Annotated in this window: 18 protein-coding genes and 1 tRNA gene; 5 read left to right on the top strand and 14 right to left on the bottom strand. The window is 65.7% G+C overall.

Features of this window, described 5'->3' with window-relative positions; genetic code table 11:
* Positions 1-3: 3 nt before the first annotated feature.
* From edd to aceA, 9 genes are all read right to left on the bottom strand, one after another.
* Positions 4-1821: a phosphogluconate dehydratase gene (gene edd / locus SMD10_RS17200; RefSeq protein WP_331686965.1), complete on the bottom strand. Its 1818-nt coding sequence runs from the start codon at positions 1819-1821 to the stop codon at positions 4-6.
* Between the two features lie 29 nt (positions 1822-1850).
* Entirely contained in the window at positions 1851-2552 is a 702-nt protein-coding gene (gene pgl, locus SMD10_RS17195) for a 6-phosphogluconolactonase (RefSeq protein WP_331686964.1), read from the bottom strand.
* 40 nt (positions 2553-2592) lie between these two features.
* Positions 2593-4071, bottom strand: a complete 1479-nt coding sequence (gene zwf, locus SMD10_RS17190; protein ID WP_331686963.1) for a glucose-6-phosphate dehydrogenase — start codon at positions 4069-4071, stop codon at positions 2593-2595.
* A gap of 65 nt (positions 4072-4136) precedes the next feature.
* Complete coding sequence (locus SMD10_RS17185; protein WP_331686962.1) at positions 4137-6734, bottom strand: HWE histidine kinase domain-containing protein; 2598 nt, start codon at positions 6732-6734, stop codon at positions 4137-4139.
* Positions 6731-7366, bottom strand: a complete 636-nt coding sequence (locus SMD10_RS17180) for a biliverdin-producing heme oxygenase (protein WP_331686961.1) — start codon at positions 7364-7366, stop codon at positions 6731-6733. The genes SMD10_RS17185 and SMD10_RS17180 overlap by 4 nt, the downstream gene beginning before the upstream one ends.
* A gap of 147 nt (positions 7367-7513) precedes the next feature.
* On the bottom strand, positions 7514-8806 hold the full coding sequence (locus SMD10_RS17175) for an NAD(P)/FAD-dependent oxidoreductase (protein ID WP_331686960.1): 1293 nt from the start codon (positions 8804-8806) through the stop codon (positions 7514-7516).
* Positions 8799-10280: a glutamine synthetase family protein gene (locus SMD10_RS17170; RefSeq protein ID WP_331686959.1), complete on the bottom strand. Its 1482-nt coding sequence runs from the start codon at positions 10278-10280 to the stop codon at positions 8799-8801. The genes SMD10_RS17175 and SMD10_RS17170 overlap by 8 nt, the downstream gene beginning before the upstream one ends.
* Positions 10281-10440: 160 nt before the next feature.
* Positions 10441-10692 (bottom strand): SMc00767 family acetate metabolism repressor, encoded by a 252-nt coding sequence (locus tag SMD10_RS17165; protein ID WP_331686958.1) that lies wholly within the window; start codon positions 10690-10692, stop codon positions 10441-10443.
* A 40-nt stretch (positions 10693-10732) separates the two neighbouring features.
* A complete protein-coding gene (gene aceA, locus SMD10_RS17160) occupies positions 10733-12055 on the bottom strand; it encodes an isocitrate lyase (protein WP_331686957.1) in 1323 nt (440 codons plus the stop codon).
* Between the two features lie 580 nt (positions 12056-12635).
* Between aceA and SMD10_RS17155 the strand changes: the two genes are divergently transcribed.
* A complete protein-coding gene (locus SMD10_RS17155; RefSeq protein WP_331686956.1) occupies positions 12636-14060 on the top strand; it encodes a helix-turn-helix domain-containing protein in 1425 nt (474 codons plus the stop codon).
* 98 nt (positions 14061-14158) lie between these two features.
* Positions 14159-14950: an aspartyl/asparaginyl beta-hydroxylase domain-containing protein gene (locus tag SMD10_RS17150; protein ID WP_331686955.1), complete on the top strand. Its 792-nt coding sequence runs from the start codon at positions 14159-14161 to the stop codon at positions 14948-14950.
* A gap of 84 nt (positions 14951-15034) precedes the next feature.
* On the opposite strand, the gene SMD10_RS17145 is transcribed toward SMD10_RS17150, so the two are convergent.
* The gene (locus SMD10_RS17145) at positions 15035-16894 is read right to left on the bottom strand and encodes an AsmA family protein (RefSeq protein WP_331686954.1); all 1860 of its coding nucleotides are present in this window, start codon (positions 16892-16894) and stop codon (positions 15035-15037) included.
* A gap of 178 nt (positions 16895-17072) precedes the next feature.
* Positions 17073-20876, bottom strand: a complete 3804-nt coding sequence (locus SMD10_RS17140) for an ATP-binding protein (RefSeq protein WP_331686953.1) — start codon at positions 20874-20876, stop codon at positions 17073-17075.
* Positions 20877-21173: 297 nt separating this feature from the next.
* On the opposite strand from SMD10_RS17140, the gene SMD10_RS17135 reads away from it, so the two are divergent.
* Both SMD10_RS17135 and SMD10_RS17130 read left to right on the top strand, forming a co-directional pair.
* Positions 21174-21250 (top strand) — tRNA-His (locus tag SMD10_RS17135).
* A 55-nt stretch (positions 21251-21305) separates the two neighbouring features.
* A complete protein-coding gene (locus SMD10_RS17130; RefSeq protein ID WP_331686952.1) occupies positions 21306-22508 on the top strand; it encodes a M20/M25/M40 family metallo-hydrolase in 1203 nt (400 codons plus the stop codon).
* A 33-nt stretch (positions 22509-22541) separates the two neighbouring features.
* On the opposite strand, the gene xseA is transcribed toward SMD10_RS17130, so the two are convergent.
* Entirely contained in the window at positions 22542-24134 is a 1593-nt protein-coding gene (gene xseA, locus SMD10_RS17125; RefSeq protein WP_331686951.1) for an exodeoxyribonuclease VII large subunit, read from the bottom strand.
* 59 nt (positions 24135-24193) lie between these two features.
* A complete protein-coding gene (locus tag SMD10_RS17120; RefSeq protein ID WP_331686950.1) occupies positions 24194-25153 on the bottom strand; it encodes a LysR family transcriptional regulator in 960 nt (319 codons plus the stop codon).
* Positions 25154-25337: 184 nt separating this feature from the next.
* Between SMD10_RS17120 and SMD10_RS17115 the strand changes: the two genes are divergently transcribed.
* On the top strand, positions 25338-25610 hold the full coding sequence (locus SMD10_RS17115; RefSeq protein ID WP_331686949.1) for a DUF1127 domain-containing protein: 273 nt from the start codon (positions 25338-25340) through the stop codon (positions 25608-25610).
* A gap of 190 nt (positions 25611-25800) precedes the next feature.
* On the opposite strand, the gene SMD10_RS17110 is transcribed toward SMD10_RS17115, so the two are convergent.
* On the bottom strand, positions 25801-26577 hold the full coding sequence (locus SMD10_RS17110; protein ID WP_331686948.1) for a hypothetical protein: 777 nt from the start codon (positions 26575-26577) through the stop codon (positions 25801-25803).
* Positions 26578-26608 lie beyond the last annotated feature (31 nt).

The following is a 26608-nucleotide window of genomic DNA, read 5'->3' as shown; positions in this document are numbered from 1 at the left end:
GCCTCAGAAGATCGTGGCGCCTTCGCTGGCTGCGCCGACCACTGCGCGGAACGGGGCGAACAGTTCGCGGCCAAGACCGAATTCGTAAGCCGACAAATCAGGGTCGGACAAGGGCCGGGCCATCAGCTCGTCGGTGTCCACCAGAACGTTGAGAACGCCGGCATCGGGATCGAGCCGGATCCTATCGCCATCCTGGATGCGCGCGATGACGCCGCCGTCCTTGGCTTCCGGCGTCACGTGGATCGCCGCGGGCACCTTGCCCGAAGCGCCCGACATGCGCCCGTCCGTGACGAGCGCCACCTTCTGGCCACGGTCGAGCAGGACGCCGAGCAGCGGCGTCAGCTTGTGGAGCTCCGGCATGCCGTTAGACTTCGGCCCCTGGAAGCGCACCACCGCGATGAAGTCGCCGGTCAGCTCTCCGGCATCGAAGGCGGCCTTTAGCTCGTTCTGGTCGTGAAACACCTTGGCCGGCGCCTCCACCATCCGCCTCTCGGGCTTCACCGCAGAGACCTTGATCACCGCCTGGCCGAGATTGCCCTTGAGCACCTTCAGGCCGCCATTGGTGCTGAACGGCTTGTCGGCCGTGGTCAACACTTTGGGATCGCCACTGTCGAGCGGTGCGGGCTCGCGCTTCACTGTGCCGTCGCTCTCGAGCTTCGCCTCGATGGCATAGGCTCTGAGGCCGGTCCCCCAGACCGTGCGCACGTCCTCGTGCAGCATGCCGCGATCGAGCAGTTCGCGGATCAGGAAGCCCATGCCGCCGGCCGCATGGAAATGGTTCACGTCGGCCACGGAGTTGGGATAGACGCGCGCGAGCAGCGGCGTCGCGTCCGAAAGATCCGAAATGTCCTGCCAGGTGAGCTTGATGCCGGCCGCCGCGGCGATCGCCACCAGATGCATGGTGTGGTTGGTCGAGCCGCCGGTCGCGTGCAGGCCGACGACGCCGTTGACGATGACGCGCTCGTCGACGATCTCGCCCGCCGGCGTGTATTCGTTGCCCTGGGCGGTGATCGCCAGCGCCCGCTTCGTCGCCTCTCGCGTCAGCGCGTCGCGCAGCGGCGTGTTGGGATTGATGAAGGAGGCCCCCGGCGTGTGCAGGCCCATGATCTCCATCAGCATCTGGTTGGAGTTGGCGGTGCCGTAGAAGGTGCAGGTGCCCGGGCCGTGATAGGATTTGGATTCGGCGTCCAGCAGCGCGTCGCGGCCGACCTTGCCCTCGGCGTAGAGCTGGCGGATGCGGCTCTTCTCGTCGTTGGGCAGCCCCGAGGTCATCGGACCGGCCGGCACGAAGATGGCCGGCAGATGGCCGAAGGTCAGCGCGGCGATCGCCAGCCCCGGAACGATCTTGTCGCAAACGCCGAGATAGACGGCGGCGTCGAACATGTCGTGGCTGAGCCCGACCGCTGCGGCCATCGCGATGATCTCACGCGAGAACAGCGACAGCTCCATTCCGGCCTGTCCCTGCGTGACGCCGTCGCACATGGCAGGCACGCCCGAGGCGACCTGGGCGGTGCCACCGGTCTCGCGGGCGGCCTCGCGGATCAGATCGGGGAAGCGCTCGAATGGCTGGTGGGCCGAGAGCATGTCGTTGTAGGCGGTGATGATGCCGAGATTGAGCGTCTGGTCGCCGGACAGACGCTCCTTGTCGACAGGCCCGCAGGCCGCGAAGCCATGGGCGAGATTGCCGCAGGACAGATGCGCGCGCGCCGCCGGCCCCTTCGCGCCCCTGGCTCGAATTCGCGCGAGATAGGCCTCGCGGGTGCGAGCCGAGCGTTCGCGCAGCCGGTCGGTTACGTCCTGAATACGGCGGTCAACGGTCATCAGACATCCTCAATCGTCGATGGACGCCGTCACGGCGCCCAGAAAACCTCGAGAGGGTCCTCCCGCTCCGCCCGTAACACCGATCGGATCGGAAGGTCGAGTGTCGGGCCGTCGCCTTTTGCCGTCTCCAACACCTGCTTCTTGTCCTCGCCCTCGATATGAAGGGCGAGCAGCCGCGCAGACGTGACGATCGGCAGCGACAGCGTGACGCGCGGCTCGGGCACCACCGGTGTGCGGATCGGGACGATCGGATCCGGGCAATCGGCCGCCGTCGCCCATGCGAGATTGTCGGCTTGCGGCAGAAAGGACGCGGTGTGCCCGTCGAGACCCATGCCGAGCACCAGCGCATCGAACGGCTCGCTGAAGGTTCTGAGCAACGCGCAGAGATCGGGCTGTGCCTCCTCCGGCGTCTTGTCTTCGCGATAGAGCGGCATGAAATGCGCGGCCGCCGCCGGCCCGCGCAGCAGATGCTGCCGGACGAGCGCGGCGTTGGAGCGGTCGCTGTCGGCCGGCACCCAGCGCTCGTCGACCAGCGTCACAGTCACATCGGACCAGTCGATGTCGGCGCCGGACAGCACCTCCAGAAAACGCTTCGGCGTCGACCCGCCGGACAACGCCAGCGTCGCTGCGCCGCGGGTGGCGATACCTCCGGAAAGCACGGCAGCCACGCCGGCTGCCAGGGCTTCCGCCAGCAGCTCGCGCGACGGGTAGGTATGGAAGGCGGATTCCATTCAGGTCTGGTCCTCGGCTGTGCTCGTCACGATGTCGCGATCATTCCGGCTCGTGCCACGTTCGTCCATCGCGTTCGATCAGCGCGATGGCGGCGGACGGTCCCCAGGTGCCGGCCGTATAACCGTGCGCCTTGGAGCTTCGCGCCTCCCAGGCCTGCTGGATCGGATCGATCCAGTGCCATGCCGCCTCGACCTCGTCGCGGCGCATGAACAGCGTCTGGTTGCCACGAATCACATCCATCAGCAGACGCTCATAGGCGTCCGGATTGCGCATGTTGAAGGATTCGGCGAACGTCATGTCGAGCGGGACGTGCCGGAGCCGCATGCCACCGGGGCCTGGGTCCTTGATCATCAGCCACTGCTTCACGCCTTCGTCGGGCTGCAGCCGCAACACCAGCTGGTTCTGCTGGATGTTGCCGACGCCGGACCCGAAGATCGAATGGGGGATGCAGCGGAAAGTGATGACGATTTCGGACATGCGCTGCGACAGGCGCTTGCCGGTACGCAGATAGAAGGGAACGCCGGCCCAGCGCCAGTTGGCGATCGTCGCCTTGATCGCCACGAAGGTTTCCGTCGTGCTGTCGGGGTCACCCAGATCGTCGAGATAGCCCTGTACGGCGGCGCCGTCGGATACGCCGGCCCGGTACTGTCCACGGACGGTTCGCTGGTCGACGTTCGATTCGTCGATCGGCTCCAGCGCGTGCAGGACCTTGAGCTTTTCGTCGCGCAGAGTGCCGGCTTCCATGGCGGCCGGCGGCTCCATGGCGACGAGGCACATGACCTGCACCATATGGTTCTGCACCATGTCGCGCAGCGCGCCTGCCTTGTCGTAATAGCCGGCGCGGCCTTCCAGCCCGACCTCTTCGGCGACGGTAATCTGGACGTGGTCGATGTAGCTCGCGTTCCAGATCGGCTCATAGAGGGTGTTGGCAAAGCGCAGTGCCATCAGGTTCTGCACCGTTTCCTTGCCGAGATAGTGATCGATGCGGAAGACTTGGTCCTCGCGAAAATGCCTGCCGATGGTGTCGTTCAGTTCCTTGGCGGAGGCGAGATCACGGCCCACCGGCTTTTCCACCACGATGCGGCTCGTCGACGTGGCCAGCCCTTCGCTGCTGACGCGTCGCGCGATGTCGCCGAAGAGGCCGGGCGCAACCGCGAGGTAGAAGGCCCGGATGCGCTCCGGTTCGGCCTCGTCGAGGAACGCCTTCATCTCGGCCCAGCCCTCGTCGGCGCGCGCATCGAGAGAGCGGTAGTGCAGGCGCCCGAGGAAGCGATCGACGGCTTCCGGCTTCTGATCGTCTGAGGCGACGTGGGCGTTCAGCGCCTCGCGGGCGAAATTGCGGTATTCCTCGTCCGACATCGTGCTGCGCGAGGCGCCGATGATGCGGGCCTGCTCGGGGACTTGGCCGTCCAGGTCGCGGTGGTAGAGCGCCGGCAGGAGCTTGCGCTCGGCCAAGTCGCCGCTGCCGCCAAAGACGACGCAGTCGAATGGGTCGACGGGAATGATCTGGCTGGACATCGGATTCCTCAAAGCAATCGGCGGAGTGGAACCGGTGCCGAGATGCCGCACGGGATCCGACGCTGTTAGTTCGTGCGCTTCCCCCATCGGGTCAAGGCCGCAACGATCGCCGTCACCAATTGCTCGCTGGAGAACGGTTTCTTGATCGTCTCGGCATTCGCCGCGTCACTCGGCAGCTCGAGCTGCTCTCCATAGCCGGTGGCGAAAATGAAGGGAACGCCTTTGGCGTTGAGATCGGCGACCAGCGGGAAGCTCGATTCGGACCCCAGATTGACGTCGAGCAGGGCGATGTCCACCGCTTCCTGTTCGATGATCCTGCGCCCCTCCGCGACGTCGGCGGCGGTGAAGACCGCCCGCATTCCATGTTCGACCATGGTCTGCTCGGCATCGAGCGCGATGATCATGTTGTCCTCGACGATCAGGCCGGTCAGGCCGGACAGCGCATTGGGCTGCGTCGAGGAATTGCGTGACTGTTCCATCTTGCGGGTCTGCTGAGAGAGCTTGTGTGGGGCCTGTTCGAGGCGGAAAACTTGCGGCGGCAGGACGAAGCGCGCTTCCAGTCCCGCCAGCTTGTAGTCGATCCGGGCTTCTCCACCCAGGTCGTGGGGGATGGAGCGCTCGATGATCGTGGTTCCAAAACCCCGACGCTTCGGCGGCTGAACGGCCGGTCCGCCCTGCTCCCGCCACTCCAGCTGGCAGCATCCGCCGTCGTCCACATGCCAGGTCAGATGGACTTCGCCGGCCGAATCCGAAAGGGCGCCATACTTGGCGGAGTTGGTCACCATCTCGTGGAAGACGAGAGCGAGCGTCGGAAAGGCCTTGGCCTCGATATAGAGGAGCGGACCGCCCATGCGCACGCGGCCGACCTTCTGGCTGAGATAGGCCATGACTTCGGTCTCGACGATCTCTCGCAACGAGGTCGTCGAATAGTTGGCGCTGGTCACCTGATCGTGGGCTCGGGCCAGAGCCTGAATACGGCCGCTGATGATGGAGGAGAACTCGTCGATGCCGCTCGCGCCCGGTTTGGACTGCGCCACCAGCGCGCGAATCAGGCTCAGGATGTTGCGCACCCGGTGGTTCAGCTCGGCGATGAGCAGTTCCTGCCGTTGGGCGGCGAGGGTCTGCTGGCGTTCGGTCTCCTCGTTGAAGCGCAGCAGCACTTCCAGGATGCTGACGCGCAAAGCCTCCGCGGCGCGGATTTCGGGCGAAGTCCAGGCCTCGGAATGGCCGCGAACCGTTTCCTTCCATTCCTCGAAACTCTTGCGCGGCGTCAGGCGAGGCCCATTCGGCCCGGTGACCATCTCCTTGCTCTCGGGATTGCCTGCCCAGGTGACGGTCTGAATGATCTCTCGGCGGAAGAACATCAGATAGTCGCGCGGACTGCGCGAAATCGGGATCGACAGGAGACCGGCCGCCTCCTCCACATAGTCGGCCGCGGGCGAATGCACCTCGGAGAGAAAATCGGTGGTATAGATCCGGCCGGCACCAGCCTGATTGAGGAAGCGGGCGAGCGCCGGAAGCGCGCTCTCGGGAGGACAGCGGCCGAAGGTGCGCCCCGTGCCCTTGCTCCAGACGGCAAAACCGTCGCACGGGATCATCTCGCGCAATTCGTCGGAGAAGTCGGCGAGCGCTTCGACGCTCGGTGTCGCCGCGACGATCTTGGAGACGAAGCGGTCGTGCAGGTCGCGCGCCAGCTCCTCGGCCGCCTGCTGTTCCTTATAGAGACGCCCTTCGATGATCAGCGAGATCATCTGTCCGAAGAGTTCGGCAGTCGAGCGCAATTCGAGCGAAAGATGGCGCGCCGAGTAGTGATGCAGCGCGAACAGGCCCCAGAGCTTGCCGTCGATGACGATCGAGATCGACAGCGACGCGCCCACGCCCATGTTCTTCAGGTATTCAATGTGAATGGGAGAAACGCTGCGCAGCACCGACAGGGACAAGTCGAGCGGCTGCCGGTGCGGATCGAGCTCCGGCACGATCGGCACCGGTTGGGCGTTGATATCGGCGATGATACGGATCTGGTTGCGGACATAGAGCGCCCGCGCCTGGATCGGAATGTCGGAAGCCGGATAGTGCAGACCGAGGAACGAGCCGATACCGCTCTTGGCCGATTCGGCAATGACATGACCGTCGCCGGCCGGTCCGAAGCGGTAGAGCATCACCCGATCGAAACCGGTGATCGCGCGGAGCTGGCGCACGCATTCACGATAGAGCCCGTCGAGCGATTCCTGGCGCTGTACCCGGGCGACCATGCCCTTGACGAGCGTCCCGGGATTGACCGAATGCCATTGGGTGGCCGGCTCGGCTTCGATGATGATCGAGGGGCCCGTGGTGTGCACCGCGATGTCGAACCGGCGCCCGTCCTCCATGAGGTCGAAGGCGTAGAGACGCTCGGTGGCATCGGGTGTCGACAGCAGCTGCAATCGCCCGCGAATGGCATGGATGGCCTGGGCGGGCAGAAGCTCGGTCACCGGCTCACCAAGCACCAGATGCGGATCGCAGTTGATGAACTCTCCGATATTGGCCGACACCCGCTCGATCAGCCAGTCGGACGAAACAGCCAGCAGAAAGCCAAAATTCTGGATACCCCCGAGCAGATGAATCGGCTCGCGATCGCAATTCGTCAGATCGACGTGATAGGGAGGGATGGGGGCGTCGTTCAAGAGGCTTCCGAAGGGTAATGGTGGCGGCTGCGAAGCGCATCAAGTGTCATGAGGAAGTAGGCGAAGGTTTGTCGGGCCGCTGCGATGCAGCGTTGTTCGTCCGCCGACGTAAAATCATTGTCTTGGAGCAGGGCGGCCACCATGTCCCATCGCCCGTCGCGCGATGCCGCTTCGTCAAGGAAGCGGGTCGGTATGTCCGGGTGGCGCTGAAGAGCGGCATGCTTTTCCATCGAAACGCGGATATAGCGCGCGCCGAGACGCGATCCTTCCGCCACGTAGGCAATGCCGAGGGCCTGCGGCAGGTCGGGCGTCGCCAGCTCGAACGGCGCGGCTTCGAAGGCCGGCTCGTCCAGCTGTGACAGATCATCGCCGAGGGCCTGGGCGCGAGCAGGCGTGATGAGGTCCGGCGCAGCCTTTTGCAACGTGCTCGCTGCCAGGATCGGGTCGATCTGTGAATAGCATGCCTGGTTCAGCCGCAGAAAATCGACGTAATCGGCCCGCGACGGCAGCTTTTCGATGCCTTCGAAGGTCTGATCGAGCCGATCGTGAAGCGTCCGCGTTTCTGTCCTCAGCGCTCCACGCAGGGCCCGGACCGAATCCGTCGAATCGATTGGAAAGTCGCTTTTCCGCATGGACCTTTTGGCGCGGCGTCAAGGAAGTGAAACCTCATAAGGGACTCGATGGAAGACTGGCAAGTTCCTGTTTCTAAAAATGGTTGTTGCCTGGCTACAGAAAGTCTTCGTGTCTATCAGGCTGCCTTATCTTTATTTCTGGTTTTGCTACACGCGATCTCGGATCGAAAACCAGGTCATCGCGAGAGACAGCAACGGCGTCCGCAGGACGCGGCCGCCCGGAAACGGCGGGATGTCAAGCGCTTCCAGCTGTGCGAGGCGCCGACCGTGGCCGACGACGCGTTCGGCATAGAGGCGCCCGGCAAACGGTGCTAGGGCCACGCCGTGGCCCGAATAGCCGGCAATCGCGGTCACGCCCGGTGCGACATCATGGACGAAGGGCAGGCGGCGTAGGGTGATTGCGACAAAGCCGCCCCAGACGTGGGTCAGCGGAACGTGCGCCAGTTGCGGATAGACCGACGCGATCTGTCGGGCGATGAGCTGTCGGCCGTCGCTACCGGCGGAATGATAGGTCTCGCGTCCTCCGAACAGGAGCCGGTTGTCGGCGCTCTTGCGGAAATAGCGCACGACGAAGCGCGAATCGTCCACCGACTCGCCGCCCGGCAGGATCGCGTCCGGGTCGTCGAGTGGCGCGGTTGCACCGATGAACGACCCGATCGGTGCGATGTGAGCCGCCAATCGGCGATCGAGGTGCCCGCCATGGGCATTGGTGACCAGCAGAACCCGCTCGGCCGAAATTTGCCCGGCCGGTGTGGCGGCGACGATCCGGCCGCTTTCGCGTGTGAAAGACGTCACCGGCGTGGCCTCGAAAAGGCGCGCGCCGGCCGCCTTGGCCGCTCGCGCGAGGCCGACGACGAGCTTCAGCGGATCGATGTGACCCGTGCCGGTGTCGCGAAGGCCGCCCCAATAGGCCCTGGAGCCGAGCCGGGCGGCTGTTTCCTCGGCGTCCATGATCGTCGCGTGCGGATAGAAGTAACGGGTGGCGAGCGTCTCCGCCTGCTCGTGATAGGCTTTGAGATAGCGGCGCTTGTGCACGACCGACAGCTGTCCGGCCCGATAGTCCATGTCGATATCGTGGGCTCGCGCGAAGGAGAAGAGATCGGCCTTGGCGTCCTCGGCGAGATCGAACAGCGCCTTGGCACGCTCGTACCCCACCAGCGGCTCCAGCTCGGACGGCCATAGGCGCGGGCCTGTGCCGATCTGGCCGCCGTTGCGCCCCGATGCGCCGTCGCCGCAGCGATGGGCTTCGGCGAGCGCCACCGAAACGCCGGATCTGGCGAGATGATAGGCGGCCGAAAGCCCGGTGAAGCCGCCGCCCACCACCAGCACGTCGACGTCGAGGCGGTCGCGCAGGGCGGGATAGGTCGGCCGCACGGCGAGGTCGTCCTCATACCACGAGCGGCCCGGCGAGATCGGCGATTGGTAGCGCGACTCAGACATTGAGCAGCAGGAATTCGCGCTCCCAGGGGCTGATCACCTGCATGAAGGTCTCGAACTCGCCGCGCTTGATGCCGGCATAGGTGGCGACGAAGGCGCGCGAGAATAGTTCGCCGAACGCGGCTTCGCTCTCGAACGCCGCCACCGCTTCGAGAAGCCCGCGCGGCAGCGAGATCTGGCCGTCCTCGTTGCAGGCCTGATCGGTCGGCTCGTCCGGTTCGAGGCCACCCACCATGCCGAGATAGCCGCAGGCGAGCGACGCGGCGAGCGCCAGATAGGGGTTGGCGTCGGACGACGGCAGGCGGTTTTCCACGCGACGGCCGGCGGCGTCGGCGATCGGTACGCGAAAGGCGGTGGTCCGATTGTCAAAACCCCAAGCCGTGTTGACCGGCGCGGCCATGCCGAAGGTCAGGCGCCGATAGGAATTGACGTAGGGCGCCATCATCACCAAGGCGCAGGGCACGTAGCGCTGCATGCCGCCGAGGAAATGGGTGAACAGCGGCGAGGGCGAACCGTCGGCGTTGGAGAAGATGTTGGCGCCGGAATGGCAGTCGAGCACCGATTGGTGGATGTGCAGCGCCGAACCGGGCTGGCCCTGGATCGGCTTGGCCATGAAGGTGGCGTAGATGCCGTGCTTCAGCGCCGCCTCGCGGATGGTGCGCTTGAACATGAAGACCTGGTCGGCCAGTTCGAGCGGGTTGCCGTGGCGCAGATTGATCTCGAGCTGGGCCGCCCCCTCCTCGTGGATCAGCGTATCGATCTCCAGCCCTTGCGCGTTGGAAAAGTCGTAGATGTCGTCGATCAGCTCGTCGAATTCGTTGACGCCACTGATGGAATAGGACTGTCCGCCCTGGATCTGGCGGCCCGAGCGGCCGGTCGGCGGCGTCAGGGGATAATCGGGATCGACATTGCGCGAGACGAGATAGAACTCGATCTCCGGCGCCACGATGGGCTCCCAGCCGCGCTCGGTATAGTGCGCGATCACCCGTTTCAGCACGTTGCGCGGCGTATAGGCCACGGCATCGCCGGCGGTGTCGACGAGATCGCAAATCACCTGTGCGGTCGGATCGCTTTCCCACGGCACGGCCGAGAGCGTCGAGAGATCGGGGACGAGCTTGTAGTCGCCGTCATTGGGCGAATAGCGGAAATCGCCGCTCTCGGCCGGATACTCGCCCGAGATCGTATGCAGGAACAGGGAAGAGGGCAGCGCCAGCGAGGTCTCGCCGGTGAATTTCTTAGCGGGCATCATCTTGCCGCGCGGGACGCCGGCGAGATCGGGCGTGATGCACTCGATGTCCTCGATGCCGCGATGGGCGAGCCAGGCCGCCGCCTCGCGCATGGAGGACACGCCGCGGCTGGACTCCAGGAAGGCCCGCCGCCCGCCACCCTCCGTCGGCGGGCGCGCCGGCTGGTCGCCGTTTTCCGCTTGCGCCGGAATGGACCTGCCTGTCGGGCGCGACTTGCTGTGATCGGTCATGGGATCATGTCGACATTGCGTTGCGCCGAGAAATGATAGGCGGCAATCGTGGCCGGAAAAGCGCCGCCAAAGAAAAGGGCCCGAGCGCGGAGAGCGCTCGGGCCCTTTTTACCTGTCGCCGGTGGTCGTCCGATCCTCCCGATCGAACGGCGGCGATGGGCTAGAGCTTGACGACCAGGGGGATCATCAGATCGCCCCAGTTGCCATTGCCGCAGTGGTGGCGCGAGGAGCGGACCAGCTCCACGGAAACGCCGGCCTCGACGGCGGCGATCACCGAGAGATTGAGGCGGTGCAGGTCGTTGGCCAGGCGCCGGACGGCGGCCTGCTGCGCTTCGTCCATCATCGTGGTCTGTTCTTCCGCCCGTTCCTTGACGCGTGTGGTGGGGCGCTTGGCTTCGATCGTGTCGCTCATGTCATTTTCCTCCCGTCGGGTTGGTTGTGCCGTTCGCGGCTCAGGCCGCGTCGCTGTGGCGAGACTGCTCCGCGTGCTCGATCTCGGTCTCGAACTGCGCGCTCTCCGTCGACTCGCCCATCGCGGTCGTTGACGACAAGCCGCCGGTGATCGCCATGGAGACGGCGTCGAAATAGCCCACGCCCACCTCGCGCTGGTGCTTGGTAGCGGTGTAGCCGTTCGCCTCCGCCGCGAATTCGGCCTCCTGCAGCTCGGAATAGGCGGCCATCTGGCGCCCCTTGTAGCCGCGGGCGAGCTCGAACATGCCGAAGTTCAGCTGATGGAAACCGGCCAGGGTGATGAACTGGAACTTGTAGCCCATGGCGCCGAGCTCCCGCTGGAACTTCGCGATGGTCGCGTCGTCCAGATTCTTCTTCCAATTGAACGAGGGCGAGCAGTTGTAGGCCAGCAACTGGTCCGGATGCTCCCTTCTGACGCCTTCGGCAAAACGGCGCGCCTGCTCGAGATCCGGCTTCGAGGTTTCGCACCAGATCAGATCGGAATACGGCGCATAGGCGTTGGCGCGTGCGATGCACGGCTCGATGCCGCTCTTCACCCGGTAGAAGCCTTCCGCCGTGCGGCCGGCGTCATAATCGACGAAGGGCCGGTCGCGCTCGTCGATGTCGGAGGTGAGAAGCTTGGCCGCTTCCGCGTCGGTGCGGGCGATGACGACGGAGGGGACGCCCATCACGTCGGCCGCCAGCCGCGCCGCGGACAGATTGCGGATATGGGCAGCCGTCGGGATCAGCACCTTGCCGCCGAGATGGCCGCACTTCTTCTCCGAGGCCAGCTGATCCTCGAAATGGACGCCCGCGGCTCCCGCCTCGATATAGGCCTTCATGATCTCGAAGGCGTTCAGCGGGCCGCCGAAACCGGCCTCCGCATCGGCGACGATCGGCGCGAACCAAGTGTCGACCGACAGCCCGTTGCCTTCCGAGGTCTCGATCTGGTCGGCCCGTTGCAGCGTCCGGTTGATCCTGCGGCACAGTTCCGGCCCGGCGTTGGCCGGATAAAGCGATTGATCCGGATACATCGCCGAGGCGGTGTTGGCATCGGCGGCCACCTGCCAGCCGGACAGATAGATCGCCTTCAAGCCGGCCCGCACCATCTGCATCGCCTGGTTGCCGGTCATCGCGCCCAGGGCGTTGACGAAGTCGTCCTCGTGGATGAGCTGCCACAGCCGATTGGCGCCGTTTTCGGCCAGACTATACTTGATCTCGACGGAGCCGCGCAGCCGCTTCACGTCGGCTTCGCCGTACTCGCGATGCACGGAATCAAAACGGCCCTTGGGCGCGGACGGAATCAGGTTGTAAAAATCGGACATTGTCGCCTCCTCTTCGATCCGATCCGGCGCGGTCACGAAAAAATCCATTCCGTCAAAAAGACTTGCGCCGGATTTCCTGACCGTGAACTTGGCGGGTGCGGCTTGTTTCGTGAAGAGAGAAGCCCCAAAATGACGCTGGATTTCGGGTCAAATTGTCGCAGCTTTTACTGCGGTGAAATGTCAAACTGTAAAGGTTGTAAAATTTACAGCGCATCTTGAACCGCGGTTTGTGGGGCTTCGGCCCATGGGAGGTCCGCGCATGTTAAACTTTTACCGATCGCCGTCGACGCTTTTTCAACTTTTCTCTGACAGTATCCAGGGTCGAACCAGCAAGTTGACCTTTAATGACCGAGATGGTTTTGGAGAGAAGAGCAATGATCTCGGCGACGATCGCAAAAATAGTTCGGCGTATAATCTGGAATACATATCATCCAGAGAGCCACTACATGCGGGGTCCCGGGCCGGCTTGTGCACGCCGCGCCGCGCGCGATCAACTGGCAGCTCGCGCCTAAGGCGATCCGGCCGATCCTTCGTTGTTGACGGCGCGCCTCGTCGCGCGCCGATCTAGCCGGCGAAGATCATGGCCGAGAACAAGATCTTCGCCGGGCCGCGCATGCGGCGGATTCGCAATGCCCAAGGCCTGACCCAGACCGCGATGGCCGAGGCGCTCGGCATCTCACCGTCCTATCTCAATCTCATCGAGCGCAACCAGCGTCCGCTGACCGTCCAGCTCATCCTGAAGCTCGCCGAAGTCTTCCGGATCGATCCGAGCGAGCTGCAGGCCCAGGAGCAGATCGGTTCAGCGAACGCGCTGCGCGAGGTCTTCGCGGATCCGCTGCTGGTCGATGAACTGCCGGGCGATCAGGAACTTCTGGAGATCGCCGCAGCTGCGCCGAACGCGGCTGCCGGCTTCGTCAAGCTTCACCGCGCCTATCGCGAAGCGCTCGATCGGCTGAGCGATCTGTCCGAGCTGCTTGCCCGCAAGGGGCACGAAGCGTGGAGCGTCGGCGCACGGCTGCCCTTCGACGAGGTGCGCGACGCCCTCGAGACGCGTCCCAACTATCATGCTGCGATCGAGACCGCAGCCGAAGCGTTTCACGAGAGCCTGTCGCCCGGCGACGATCTGGTCGGGGCGCTCAGGGCCTGGCTCCGGAGCCGGCATGACATCGCCGTGCGGGTCCTGCCCGTCGACATCATGCCGAACTGGCGGCGGCGCTACGACCGCCATTCGCGGCGCCTGTTCCTGTCGGAGCGGTTGACGGCGGCGGACCGGCTGCGCGAGATCGCCATCGAGGCGGTGCTGCTGGAGTTCGGTCCCGTGGTCGCCGCCGAGGTGGACACGTTCGGCTTTTCCAGCGCCGAAGCCAATCGGCTGGCTCGCTTCGAGCTTTCGCGATACGCGGCGCATGCGCTGATGATGCCGTATGCGGCCTTCCAGGCGGCGGCCGAGCGGACGGCCTACGACGTGGAAGCGCTGGCCAGCCGTTTCCAGGTTTCGTTCGAGCATGTGGTCAATCGGCTGACGACGCTGCAACGTCAGAGCGCCCCCGGCGTGCCGTTCTTCATGCTGGAGGTCGATATTGCCGGAAACCGGTTCCGGCGCGCGGGAGCCCGCGGCTTCCCGACCGACCGCTTCGGCGGCGATTGCCCGAAACTCGCCGTCTATGCCGCGTTCGCTCAGCCGGGGCAGACCCTGGTGGAGACCGTCGAAATGCCGAACGGCGCGCGGTTTCTCACGATCGCGCGGACCCTGGAAGGCCTGCAGGCCGGCTTCGACCAGCGGGTGCGGCGAACCGCGGTGCTGCTCGGCTGCGACGTCGATTTCAGGGATCGGACGATCTACGGTCGCCATTTGGGCGAGTCGGCGCCGGCCACCGAAATCGGCCGGGCGTGTCAGTTTTGCGAACGCCAGGCCTGCCTGGCGCGCGCCGCGCCGCCGATGACCCGGCCGCTCGGACTTGACGATATGGTGACAGGACTTTCCTCCTTCGATTTCCAGCGCTGAGGCCTATCTCCTCTTGTAGTTCGCCGCGTCGTGCCGCCGGTCGCATTGTGCCGGCCGGCCGGCGGCTGCGTCGCATGCGTTGGAAGGAGTTGCCTCAAATGCCAGACGTCCCTCAGCAGCAATTGAAGACCCAAGGCCTCGAAGACACCATGACGCGCCAGGGCATGGCCGCGCGAATGGTGCAAAAAATCGTCGACGGCGCCGAGGGTCTCAATCTCAAATACTCCTCGGTCGGCAATCCGCCGGTCTTTCCGACCGACGCCTTTCCCTGGGCGCGCGACGTGGAAGCGGAATGGAAGCTGATCCGCGCCGAGCTGGACAAGATTCTGGTGCGCAAGGGCGATCTGCCGGCCTTCCACGAGATCTCCTCGGAGGTCCGCTCGATCTCTTCCGACAACAACTGGAAGACCTTCTTTCTCTGCGGATACGGCATCAAGTCGGAGGAGGCCATCAGGCAGTGTCCCGAGACCTGGCGCATCCTGCAGAAGATTCCCGGCCTGAAGTCGGCGATGTTTTCGATCTTCGAGCCCGGCAAGCACCTGCCGCCGCATCGCGGGCCCTATAACGGCGTGCTGCGGTTCCATCTCGGCCTCATCGTGCCGGACGAGCCGGACAAGATCGGCATCCGCGTGAAGGATCAGGTCTGCCATTGGGAGGAAGGCAAGGCGCTGATCTTCGACGACGCCTATGAGCACGAGGCCTGGAACCACTCCGACAAGGTGCGGGTGGTGCTGTTCGTCGACTTCGAGAAGCCGACGAAGTTTCCGGCGAGCGTCACCAACAAGGCGGTGCTCAACATGGCCGTGTTCACCCCGTTCATCCGCGAAGGCTACAAGGCCCACAAGAAGTGGGAGAAGATGTTTTACGGCGAGGGCCAGAAACACCGCTGAACCCGTACAGACCTCGGGGTCGCGGCCGCCGTTGAACGACGGCCGCCGATGGTTTGTAACGGCGGCGGCTTTATCCCGAGGCCGTCAAAGCCCCGGACCCGTGGTCGCTCGACTGGTGATCGTCGGATTGGGCCATTCTCCGGCCAGGCGGAAGGCGACAGGGCGGCCGCGTCCGGGAAGGCCGGCGGTATTTTGCGCCTCGTCGATCGTCGGCCGGAACAGGCCGGAAATGTCGACGGCTCGCGACGTGGCGCCCAGCGAGCCGTTGGCTTCGAGCGTTCCCCCTGGCATCGCGACGTCGATGGCATCCAGGCGGATTTCCGGGCCGCGAGTCAGCAGCTTCACCGACAGCCGCTCGAACGGGACGGTCCTGGAGCGGACCGCGGCGAAGGGCCGCTCGCCGGGCTGGAGAAACAGGTCCGGGTCGATGCCCTGAACCTGCCCGCCGTTCGACCGGAGCGTCATGTCCAGCCGCGTGCGCCGCAGGATCGTGGCCCAGTTCGTCACGATCGTCGACAGGTCGGCGTCGATGTCGCATCGCCCGACGATGCCGACGCTGGAGAGGCCGCTCAAATCGAGCAGGGCAGCGGCGTCGACATCGTCCAGAGTCGCGGTTCCGTGGGCCTCCGGCCTGGCCTTGGTGACGTCGACGGTCACCCTCGCTTGAGCGCGCCCGTCCAGAAGCCCGACGTCTCCGATGTCGAAGGTGGCGATGCCGTTCTTCATCTTGATCGTGGTGGCGAGATCGCTGATCGGAACCGTCCCGATCGCCGCGCGGCCCGCCGAGAGCCGCAGATCGAGATCCAGTCTCTCGACGAAGTCGATGGGCAATGGCCGGTCGAAGTCGATCGGCGTCGTCGGAAACGGCGCGACGGCACGCTGCAGGTCGTCCAGCGCGAAGGTTTCGAACGCCAGTGTCCCGGCGATCTGCGGTCGCTGGTCGGCTGCCATCACCAGTTCCAGGGCGCCGTGTCCGCGGTTGCCCGCAAGCGTCACGCTGGCGTCCTGAAGGTTGATCTTCCGGCCGAAGGCGGCCAGCTGGCCCTCGAGCGCGAAGGCTCCGACGTCCGGCAGGTTGGTCGCCGAGATGCCGACCCAACGCAGGGCGCGCGTGAGCGACGGCGTTGCGGCATCAACGCTGCCTTGAAGGACGAGGGCGTTGCCAAGCGACCCCTGGCCATTGAAGGCGACTTCGAGCGGCGGAGCCGACAGATCGAATTCCAGTTGGGTCGTCTCGCCGTGCATCATGGCGGCGGGCGAAGCCGCTCTGACGTCGATTTCTGCCGGCTGTCCGTTCCACACGTAATTGCCGGAAACGCGCGCCGACTGGCTGCGGCTCGGCCACGTCGCCACGATATTGGCGCTGCTGACGCCCGAGCCCGCCGTCTGGCCGGCCAGCCGAAAGGCGCCATCGCGGATGACGACGGTGTGCAGATCACCCAAGCGTTCGAGCAGAAAATCCATGAACTGCGACAGCGGCATGCCGCTCGCGGGCTCCTGGCCGGCATGGGAGGCCGAGCGAAGGAAGGCGGCGGCCGACGTCAGTTCGGGCCGCACCAGTATCAATTCGGAGACTTCGGTGCGGCCGCGGATCGCCTGCCAGAAATCCAATTCGGCCTGCAGCCGGTCGACCTCCAATGTCTCCACGCCTTCGCCGATCCGCACGTTCGTCAGCGTCAGCACGGTGCGCGGCAGAAGCCGGAACGACGTCTCGCCGTCGATGCTGACGGGAAGGCCGGTCAATGTCTCCAGGCTGCTTCGGATGTCCCGACGGGCCACGGCCTCGTTGAGCGCGAAGGTCGACATCATCGTCGCCGCGCCGCCGACGGCCAGGAAAAGGAGGACGATCAGAAGGGCCGCAAGGCCAATATGGGGCCGCCACCGGTGGTTTCGGCTGGCACCGTCCCGCGCGGTGTTCGGCTCCGAACGGTTGGCTTGCAGCACGTCGTCTCCCTTTATTTTGGAAGCATCATTTAGCGGGTGTTCGGACCCGTTGCAAAAGGATATGGGCCGCTCTTCCGAAAACACTGCCAGGGCGAGGGACGCTGGCGGCACCAAGCTGTGGCGAAACGAGCGAAGCCGTCATCTGGGCCGGTCGGCCCGCCGCCGGACGGCGGCGCGTTCAGTCGGCCAGGACGCGCTGCGGCGGAAAGGCGATCTCCACCAGCGTTCCTTCTCCCGGAGTGGACTTGATGCTGAAGTGCGCCTCGTTCGCCTCGGTCATCGTCTTGGTCAACGGCAGGCCGAGCCCGGTGCCGTCGCCCCGTTCGCGCAGGCCGGTATGGACCTGCTGGAACGGCTTCAGAGCGATCTCGATCTCGTGCTCGGTCATGCCGATACCGCTGTCGCGAACCCGCATGACGACGTCGCCGCTCGGATTGTAGATGGTCGAGGCCACCACCTGGCCGCCGGGCGGCGTGAAGCGGATCGCGTTGGACAGAAGGTTGAGCGCGATCTGGCGCATCGAGCGGCGGTCGGCGACCACCGGCGGCACGGAAGAGGGCAGATTGGAGCGCACGATCACCCGGCCGCGATTCGCCTGAGGCTGCATCAGCGAGCAGGCCTCGCTGATCACGTCGTTGAGCGAGACCGCTTCGAACACCAGGTCCGCCTTGCCGGCCTCGACCTTGGAGATGTCGAGCAGGTCGTTGACGAGGTCGAGGACATGGTGGCCCGACCGCTTGATGTCGGTCAGATATTCCAGATAGCGTTCATGGCCGATGGGACCGAAACACTCTGATGCCATGACGTCGGCGAAGCCGATGATCGCGTTCAACGGCGTGCGCAGTTCGTGCGAGATGTTGGCGAGGAACTGGCTCTTGTGCAGGCTCGCCTCTTCGGCCTGGCGCCGCGCCTTGACGAGGTCGTCCTCGACTCGCTTCCAATGGGTGATGTCGCGGATGACGACGCAATAGCCGCGGCCCTCGGACAGCCGCGCGGCGGTGATGAACAGCGGAACGAAGCCACCCTGGGCAACCCGGCCGGTTACCTCGCGACCATCGTTGAGCATGGCGGGAAGGCCGTCGTCCTTCAGCATCTCGAGATAGTCGAAGGCCGTGCGCTGGCTCTCGTGCGCGAGCAGCGTCGACAGCGGCCGCCCGGCGCAGATCGTCGGATCCGTGGCGAAGATCGCCTGGGCGGCACCGTTCATGCCACGGATGTTGCCGTCGTGATCGAGCATCACCACGCCGTCGGTGGCGGTGTTGAGCACCGCCTGCAGCTCCTCGACCTCGCGGCGCAGATTGTCGATCTCGCTCAGGTCCTCGCTCGGCGGCTGTTCCGAGCGGGTCTCGACCGGCTGCGGCGTGAAGGAGATCACCAGGCAGGCGCGGTCGGCAAAGCTGACCCGCTGCAAATGAACGGCCACCGTCGCCGCCTCGCCGTCCGCACGGCGCAACGCCACGCGTCCGTCATGAAGGGGTTCGGTCGGTTCGGCGAACAGCGCGTCGAGACCGCCTGCTTCCGTCAGCATGTCGAGGTCTTCGTAGCCGGACAGCGCCAGGAACGGAGCGTTGGCATAAACGAGATGGTCGCGGCGCTGAACCAGGACCGCCAGGGGCAGCGATCCGAAAACCTGATCGAGACGCTCGCGCAGCGGCGCCAGCCAGACTGCCGTGTCGTCGTTGGGTTCGTCCTCGGGAAGCGACCGGTCGATTTCCGTCGCATCGGGGGAGTCGGCCGGCGCCTCGGGAGCCGGCTCGATCTCGGTCGATCCGTTCGCGTCGTCGGAAGTCGCCTCATGTGGGGTGTCTTCGGACCGAAGATCGGCGTCGTCGCCGGCGGCGGACGCACTGAAGTCGTCGGCCGTGACCGGACGCGCGTCGTCGGGCCAGGGTTTTTCCGTTTCGGCGTCCTCATGCCCGTTCCGCTCGCCAAGCTTGCGGCCAATGGCACGGAACGCGGCCGCTTCGGCCTCCGAGAGGATCGCCTCGCGCATGCGCCGATGGTCATCCGGCTGCGGGGTACCGGATGGTGCCGACGTGGCTTCGTCGGGCGGCGTTTCCCGACGGCCGAAGGGCTTCGTTTCCGCAGAAAACGTCGTGAAGATCGAAGACGGGCCGTCCGGTTCGACCGATTCCGGCGCGTCGGCAGCGAACTCGCCTTCGTCGTCGAGCGGCAGAGGCTCCGCGTCCTCCGCATTCAGGGGCAGCGGCTTTTCGCCCGACAACAGCAGACCGATCGCGTCGGGATCGTGCACGGCCTCGCTGAGCCGCACGATGCCGAAGCCGCGGAAGCCGTCGAACCGGCGGTCGCGCGCATAGGTGGGAAGGGCCGCCAGGTCGACGGGCACCTTGCGATCCGTCCCCTGGACCGGCCAGAAGACGCTGCGTCCCGACCAGGTGTCGCGGCGTTCCAAGAGGCGCCCGATCTCGCCGTCACGATCGAAATCGAAGACCTGGGCGACGTCGCGGAAGCTGCGTCCGATGACATCGGCGGCCTGGGGGCCGACGGCGGCCGCAAATTCGGGCGAGAACGAGCGGAACCGTCCTTCGGAATCGATCTGCCATACGAACCGAACGGAGGCGAGGTCGAACCGTGGTTCGAACGGACCCGCCCGAGCCGGGGCAACGGGGCTCTCATCAGCCGCCGCTTCGCGTGTTTCGGCGGCCTCCTCCGGCTCGACCGATGCGGGTTCCTCAGGCGCTTCGGCGTCTAGCGACGGCCCCTCGATCTCGCTTTCCGTCTCGTCGGCGACTTCCATGTCGGTCTCGATGTCGACGACGGCTCCGTCGGCGTCGAGAACCTCGACCTCGAAGCCGGCGGCCGATCGTTGCGGATCATCCGTGTCGACCACCTCCGACTGCGGCTCCTCGCTCGCTTGTTCGTCGACGGACGGCGTGCCGGCCGGCTCCTCCAGCGGGAGCTCATCCCGTGTTGCAACACGCGATGGCTCCTCGTCTGTCTTGAAATGCGGGTCGTCGCTTTCGATCGTATCGTCCGAAAGCTCGACGGGCTCCGGATCGACCGGATCCGGGCCATTCTCGGGGTCCAAGGGAAGGGTCGGCAGCTCGGGCTCGCTGCTCGTCTCGATCTCCGCCTCCGCCATGTCTGGGTCCGTGGGTGAGACCGGGTGAGGATCGCGACGATTGTGCCAGCGCTCGATCAAAGCGCCGATATCGAGGGTGCGGCGGCCGGACGGCAGCGGCTTGCGTTTCACCGAGAAGGAACGAGCGGCTGCGGGCGTGGCGGCCGGTGTCTCTTCCTCGTTGGAGGTCTCCGGTGGCGCGGGTGGCTCGGTCCCGTCGATTGCGGCGGTTTCTTCGGCCGGCGCAGCCTCGATGGCTTCGCTGGCCGGTTCGGCTTCGATCCAAACCAGCACCATTCCGTCCGCTACGCGGGCCAAATGGCGCGTCGTGCCCGCGTCCTGGGCGATCGCGATCGGTTCTTCACCGAGCCTGAAGGTTTCGGCCGAATCACCGGTCTCGGCCAGCGTCCGGTCGCTCATCGCTCCGGTCCGGGCGAGCACCCCCGAATCATCGAGCACGGCGGCGGCCGCCTCGTTCAGGCCGGCCTCTTCGATCAGGCGCCAAGCCATCGCTTGAGGATCCCGATCCACGGCGGCAAGCTCGGCGGCCACGAACAGGACGAAACCGCTCTGATCCTCGATCGGGTCGAGCACCGTCAGGTCGGCGACGATCGGCTTCATCGATCTCATGCCGGGCGCGCGCAGCATGAGCCGGGCCTGCCCGGCCTCCCGCAGCCGGCGGGCGGAACTCGCGATCTGACGAGCGATCGGCAGGGTTCCGTCGAGTGGAATCGATGGGTCCGACATGCCGACCGGCACGCCGAGAAGGCGCGCTCCGGGGCGGTTGGCCCAGATCACACTGTCGAGCGACGCCGACAGCACGGCCAGCGCGGCGCCGGAGGCGTTCGCCGTTCGTACGTCCTGCCGTGTCATAATGCCGAGCGCGGTCAATCCCGTCATAATTCCCTAGGACCCAATCGAGCCGACGCGTCGACCGTCGGTTATCGCCTAACAAAGAATTAATAAAGGCAGCGAAAAGCTGAATCTAGGAACTTTGGTCTCTTGTTCGACCTCATGGGTGAGGAAGGTTAATGTCGCCGGCTTTCGCGTGCATGATCGTTAAGGCAACTTCGGATCGAGGTCGATGACCGACGGCCGCCTTAGCCGGAGGGCCATGAAACCGGCGCTCATCGGGCTTGCGTATCGGCATGAAAGAATTTATCTGCAGGGCGCGCCTGAGGCGCAGCGAATGCGCGTGCGGTTGTAGCTCAGTTGGTTAGAGCGTTGGATTGTGGCTCCAAAGGTCGGTGGTTCGAATCCACCCAACCGTACCATCGCTTCCGTGGCTGTGATCGTGATTTCTGATCGGCAGCCATCGGCTTATCTGACATGACCTCTATCGACATCATCCTTGCCCATCCGGCCTTCCAGGCGGCACAGGCGCGATTGCGCGCCGAGCACGACCGTCTGGTGGACGAAATCGTCGCGTTGACGGAAACTCCCGCTCCCCCGTTCAAGGAGGAAAAGCGCGCGGCGGCCATGCTGTCGATGATGCGCGAGGCGGGCCTCGAAGAGGTCGCGCTCGATGCGGTCGGCAACGTCAAGGGGCGGCGCCGGGGGCAGGGATCGGGCAAGGCGATCGTCCTGGCGGCCCATCTCGACACGGTGTTTCCCGAGGGAACCGACGTGACGGTTCGGCGCGAGGGAACCAAGCTTTACGCGCCCGGCGTCGGCGACGACACGCGCGGACTGGCGGTTCTGCTGGCGTTCGCCCGGTCGCTCGACGCGGCCGGCATCGTCACCGAGCACGATCTTCTCTTCGTCGCCGACGTGGGCGAGGAGGGCAAGGGCGACCTCAAAGGAATACGCCACCTGTTCAGCGAGGGAGAGGCGCGGCAGCAGATCGCCGGCTTCTTTACCTTCGACAGCCCCGACATGGACCATCTCGTGGTGCGGGCCGTGGGCTCCAAGCGCTATCGGATCGTTTTCCGGGGGCCGGGCGGTCACAGCCTGTCGGCCTTCGGAAGCGTCAATCCGGCCTATGCCATGGCCGAAGTGGTCGCGGGGATGGCGAAGTTCGAGGTTCCCGCCGACCCGCGCACCAGCTATTGCGCCAGCGTCTTCGGCGGCGGAACCTCGATCAACGCGATCCCGGAAGAGGTCTGGGTGGAGGTCGATCTGCGCTCCACCGCAGCCGACGAACTTGCCAGGCTCGACCAGGCGATGCATCGCCTCGTCGCGGACGCAGTCGCCCACGAGAATGCGCGGGGATCGACCGAGACCGGCGCCATCACGGCCGAGATGCAGCAGATCGGTGACCGGCCGGCGGGTGAAACCCCGGTCGACAGCACTATCGTCGTCTCCTCGATCGCGGCCCTGCGCGCCTTCGGCATCGAGCCGGAGCTGACGGCGTCCTCGACCGATGCCAACATCCCGATGAGCCGGGGAATCCCGGCGGTCAAGATCGGCACCGGCGGTACCGGCGGACGGGCGCATTCGCTGGACGAATGGATCGACGTCGAACCAGAGGCGAGCCTGCGCGGGCTTTTCGCGGGGCTGGCAGCCGTGCTTGGCGTCGCCGGGATCGTCTGACGGCCTCCGGCCGGGCAAGCCCGACCCCGACTTTCAGAAAAGCGAGCCCTGCTCCGACAGCGAAGGTTTTTTGGCCTTCGAGCTTCGCCGTGGCGCGGCCGGCCGGGGCTTGCCGGCGGATGCCTCGTCCTCGGCGATTGCACGGCGGCGCTCCTTGCCGGCGAACTCGACCTCGAACGCGGCGCCCGGCTCCAGATCGCCGGCGCGGGTGATCGGCTTGTCGTCCTGATCGCGAATGATGGCATAGCCGCGCTTCAGCACCTGGGAAGGATCGAGGCTCGCCACCATGCGGGCGGCCGTCGCCAGTCCGGCGCGCTTGCGTTCCAACCCGAGCTCGAAGCTGCGGACGAAGCGGGCGGACAGTCCGTCGAAGCGAGTGCGGCTTTCGCCGCCGCGTGTGACGACCGTGTTGAGCCGCAGTCGGGCGCTGGCGCGCTCGAACCGCTGGCGGTGGTGCGTCACAGTCGATTCGAAGCCGTGCAGCACGCAAGAGTCGGCATGGCGCAGGTCCGCCCGCTTGTGGCGGAGCGGGTTTTCAAGGACGCCCGGCGACAGCCGGATCGCCGTTTCGCCGAAGCCTCGCCGCTTGTCCGAGACGGTCAGCCGCAGCGCGCGGCCGAGCGACGCCGCCGATTCGTCGAGCCGGCGACGAGGCAGGGCGAGCAGCATGTCCGGCGCGGGCAAGGCCCGGGCCGCAGCGGCCACGGCGCGGCGCTCGCGTTCGAGGCTGCGGGACATGGCTCCGGAATGGCGGGCGTAGAGGCCGGCCAGGGCGGCCGCGATCTCCGCCTTCACCGGCACGGCGATTTCGGCGGCGCCCGTCGGCGTCGGGGCACGCCGGTCGGCAACGTGATCGAGAAGCGTCCAATCGGTCTCATGGCCGACCGCCGAGATCAGCGGAATCGAGCAGGCTGCGGCAGCCCGCACCACCGCCTCGTCGTTGAAGCCCCAGAGATCCTCCAGGCTGCCGCCGCCGCGCGCCACGATGATCACGTCGGGACGCGGAATGGCCCCCTCTCCGGTGAGCGCGTCGAAGCCGGCGATAGCCTGCGCCACCTCGTCGCCCGATCCCTCGCCCTGCACCCGCACCGGCCAGACGATGACGTGCACCGGAAACCGGTCGGCGATGCGGTGACGAATGTCGCGGATGACGGCGCCGGTCGGCGAGGTCACGACGCCGATGACGCGCGGCAGATAGGGCAAGGCCTTCTTGCGCTCGGCGGCGAACAGGCCTTCGGCCTCGAGCTTCATCCGGCGCTCGTTCAGGAGCGCCATCAGCGCGCCGGCGCCCGCCGGCTCCAGCTGGTCGATGACGATCTGGTATTTCGAGGAGCCGGGATAGGTGGTCAGGCGGCCGGTGGCGATGACCTCGAGTCCCTCCTCCGGCTTGAAGGCAAGCTTGGCGTAGGCCGTCTTCCAGATGACCGCTTCCAGCCGGGCGCGCTCGTCCTTCAGCGCAAAATAGCTATGGCCGGAAGAATGCCGGCCCCGGAACCCGGAAATCTCGCCGCGCACGCGCACCAGCCCGAAGGCGTCCTCGATCGTGCGCCGGACCACGCCCGACAGTTCGGACACCGAGTATTCGGCGATATTGGAGCCCTGCGGCGAATCGGGAAGCATCGACATCGTCGTCATTGTGGCGAGACTGTTCCGCCGAGGTCAAGGCAGGCGGATGCCGCCCGCCTTCAGCGGCCGGCGGTGGCGAACGCCGCGCCGTTGCGCTGCAGGCGCACCGCCGAGCTGTCGGGCATCTGCTGCAGCTGTGGCTGCTGGCTGGCGGGCGGCACCATATTCTGCAGACTCTCGCGGATATGGTCGACCAGCGCTGTTACGACGGGACTTTCGGCGTTGCGCGCCCGCAGGACGCCAATCTCCGTGGGGGTCAGATGCGGAAAGCCCTCGTGCGGGCCGAGCACGCGCATGCCCGGCCGCAGCGCGCATTCGGGCAGAACGCTGATCGCGAGGCCCGAAAGAACCGCCGAGGTGACGATCTGGGCCGACCAGGAGGAGAACAGCACGCGATATTTGCGTCCCATCGCGTCCAGCGCCTCACAGCCCTTCCGGCGCCAGGCGCAGTCTATCCGGCCCAGGGCCAGCGGCAGAATCGTGCGATGATGGACGTCGTGCGCCGCCGAGGTGACGAAATGCAGCGGCTCGCGCCGCACGATCTCTCCGACATTGCTGAAGTCCCGGCAGTCGGAAACCAGGGCGACGTCCAGCTGGCTCTTTTCGACATGATCGGCCAGATAGGTCGACGGTTCGCAGGCGATCTCCAGCTCGACCAGCGGGTTGGAGCGGGAGAACCGCGCCAGGATCTCCGGCAGAAAGCGCTCGGCGTAGTCGTCCGGAAGGCCGATGCGGACATGGCCGGCCATCGCTTCCTCGTCGAAGGCCGACAGCGTTTCCTGGGAGAGCGCTAGGATCTTGCGGGCATAGGTGAGCAGCCGGTAGCCGTCCTCCGTCAGCCGGACGTTGCGGCCGTTGCGCTCGAACAGGGGAACGCCGAGCCGTTCCTCCAGCTTGCGCATCTGCATCGAAACCGCAGACTGAGTCTTGAAGACTTCGTCGGCGGCACGGGTGAAACTGCCCGTGTCGACGATCGCCACGAAGGTCTTCACCTGGTCGAGATCGAGCGGGGTCGACATGTGTTTTCCCATCAGCGCGAGTGATCATTGATATAAGCAACATTCGTTGGACTGATCAATAGGCGCCGCCTACATTCCACCTTGTCAGGAACACCTTCCCTTGCCCGTGAACGGCTTGCGCATGCCGCAACGCCGTCACGGGCGCCCTTTTCCTGACGACAATGGCTTGACAGGAGAAACAGCCATGGCCGTCATCGCGAAATTTCCCGCCTCTCGTGAGACGAAGTCTTTCTTTCCGAACGTCCGGATTGCGGTCGCTGCCCTCATTGCCATCGCCCGAGCCGTGACCAATCGCAGGCAAGCCCGCCGCCTCGCAGAACTGCCGGACCATCTGCTCACCGATATCGGGCTGAAACGGGACGACGTCTACGAGGCGCTCAACCGCGATTGGCGCGAGGATCCGACTTATCGTCTCGCCGTCACCGCCAGCCAGCGACGCCGGGTCATCCATCTCTGAGCGAAAACTTTCCGGCCCAGGACCCGGGCGGCGTCATCCCCGTGGCGCCTCCCGGTTCGGCGTTTTTGCGCACGGTCGTCAGGGCCATGACGCGCGGACCTATTGGCTGATCGAACGGGACAATGCCGAGGCTCGCCGCCTTTACGACACGGTGGCGACGGCGGCAGCTTTCATCAAATACCGCAGATAGCTACAGCGCGCCGCGCCAGGCCTTGGGCTCGAAGCGGCAGAACAGCGCCATCATCTCCAGCTTCTGATCGCGCGTCATCGTTCCGTCGAACGGATCGATGGGGCCATCGTCCGACAAGTGATTTCCCGGCCGCATCTGCATCGGTCTAGACCTCGTCCTTCCGCATTGGTCGGCCGCGTTGCCGTGCATTCGCGCATCGGCGAGCGCGCGAGCGAAAATCCGCTCCAGATCGTCGGACGCAAAGGTCGTGGAACAGGGCGGCGGCGCCATCCTGGGCCGATGGTCCTCTCGACGATCCAGCTGCCAGGGCACTTCGTTCGGCCGGGCGTTCATCGGTCCGGTCCTCGACAGGCTCGTGCTCGCGGCCAACGAACGGGCGGCCAGGGCCTGCGCAAGCGTCTCCAGGGTCAGCGCCACGAGCCCCGGCATCAGCTCTTCGATCGTGTCGGGTGCGATGCCCGTCGTTAGCGACGCACGGCGTGCCACCGCCGTCGCCAAGCCATCGGACCCGAAGAACGCCGCCAGGAACCGCCTGGCCGCCGGCGCGCAAACCTCCGGCGCCGCGCCGCCTTCGCAGGGCAGCAGAGCCAGCAGCATCCGCACGAACGCCTCGCGGGCGCCGATGCGGTCGGCCCGATCGAGCGCCAGCGCGAAGGCCGGGGCCAGCGCTTCCGCCACCTGCCGGATCTCGTCGTGGCTCAAGAGATAGCGATGTGCGAGCTGATCGGTCGCCAAGCCGCCGTCGCCGGCTGTCAGCCAGTCGAAAAAGTCGATCATGCCGCGTACCTCCCGTTCGATGAACTGGTGT

Source organism: Consotaella aegiceratis, from assembly GCF_036541425.1.
GTDB lineage: Bacteria > Pseudomonadota > Alphaproteobacteria > Rhizobiales > Rhizobiaceae > Consotaella > Consotaella aegiceratis.
This window is presented reverse-complemented; position numbering and strand designations above follow the sequence as displayed.

Coding starts and splice junctions, on each gene's coding strand:
- SMD10_RS17150 (WP_331686955.1), top strand. CDS start 14,159: ATGCCAGACGTCCCTCAGCAGCAATTGAAGACCCAAGGCCTCGAAGAC.
- SMD10_RS17165 (WP_331686958.1), bottom strand. CDS start 10,692: ATGAGCGACACGATCGAAGCCAAGCGCCCCACCACACGCGTCAAGGAA.
- aceA (WP_331686957.1), bottom strand. CDS start 12,055: ATGTCCGATTTTTACAACCTGATTCCGTCCGCGCCCAAGGGCCGTTTT.
- SMD10_RS17170 (WP_331686959.1), bottom strand. CDS start 10,280: ATGACCGATCACAGCAAGTCGCGCCCGACAGGCAGGTCCATTCCGGCG.
- SMD10_RS17115 (WP_331686949.1), top strand. CDS start 25,338: ATGGCCGTCATCGCGAAATTTCCCGCCTCTCGTGAGACGAAGTCTTTC.
- SMD10_RS17130 (WP_331686952.1), top strand. CDS start 21,306: ATGACCTCTATCGACATCATCCTTGCCCATCCGGCCTTCCAGGCGGCA.
- edd (WP_331686965.1), bottom strand. CDS start 1,821: ATGACCGTTGACCGCCGTATTCAGGACGTAACCGACCGGCTGCGCGAA.
- zwf (WP_331686963.1), bottom strand. CDS start 4,071: ATGTCCAGCCAGATCATTCCCGTCGACCCATTCGACTGCGTCGTCTTT.
- SMD10_RS17120 (WP_331686950.1), bottom strand. CDS start 25,153: ATGTCGACCCCGCTCGATCTCGACCAGGTGAAGACCTTCGTGGCGATC.
- SMD10_RS17155 (WP_331686956.1), top strand. CDS start 12,636: ATGGCCGAGAACAAGATCTTCGCCGGGCCGCGCATGCGGCGGATTCGC.
- SMD10_RS17140 (WP_331686953.1), bottom strand. CDS start 20,876: ATGACGGGATTGACCGCGCTCGGCATTATGACACGGCAGGACGTACGA.
- SMD10_RS17175 (WP_331686960.1), bottom strand. CDS start 8,806: ATGTCTGAGTCGCGCTACCAATCGCCGATCTCGCCGGGCCGCTCGTGG.
- pgl (WP_331686964.1), bottom strand. CDS start 2,552: ATGGAATCCGCCTTCCATACCTACCCGTCGCGCGAGCTGCTGGCGGAA.
- SMD10_RS17110 (WP_331686948.1), bottom strand. CDS start 26,577: ATGATCGACTTTTTCGACTGGCTGACAGCCGGCGACGGCGGCTTGGCG.
- xseA (WP_331686951.1), bottom strand. CDS start 24,134: ATGTCGATGCTTCCCGATTCGCCGCAGGGCTCCAATATCGCCGAATAC.
- SMD10_RS17180 (WP_331686961.1), bottom strand. CDS start 7,366: ATGCGGAAAAGCGACTTTCCAATCGATTCGACGGATTCGGTCCGGGCC.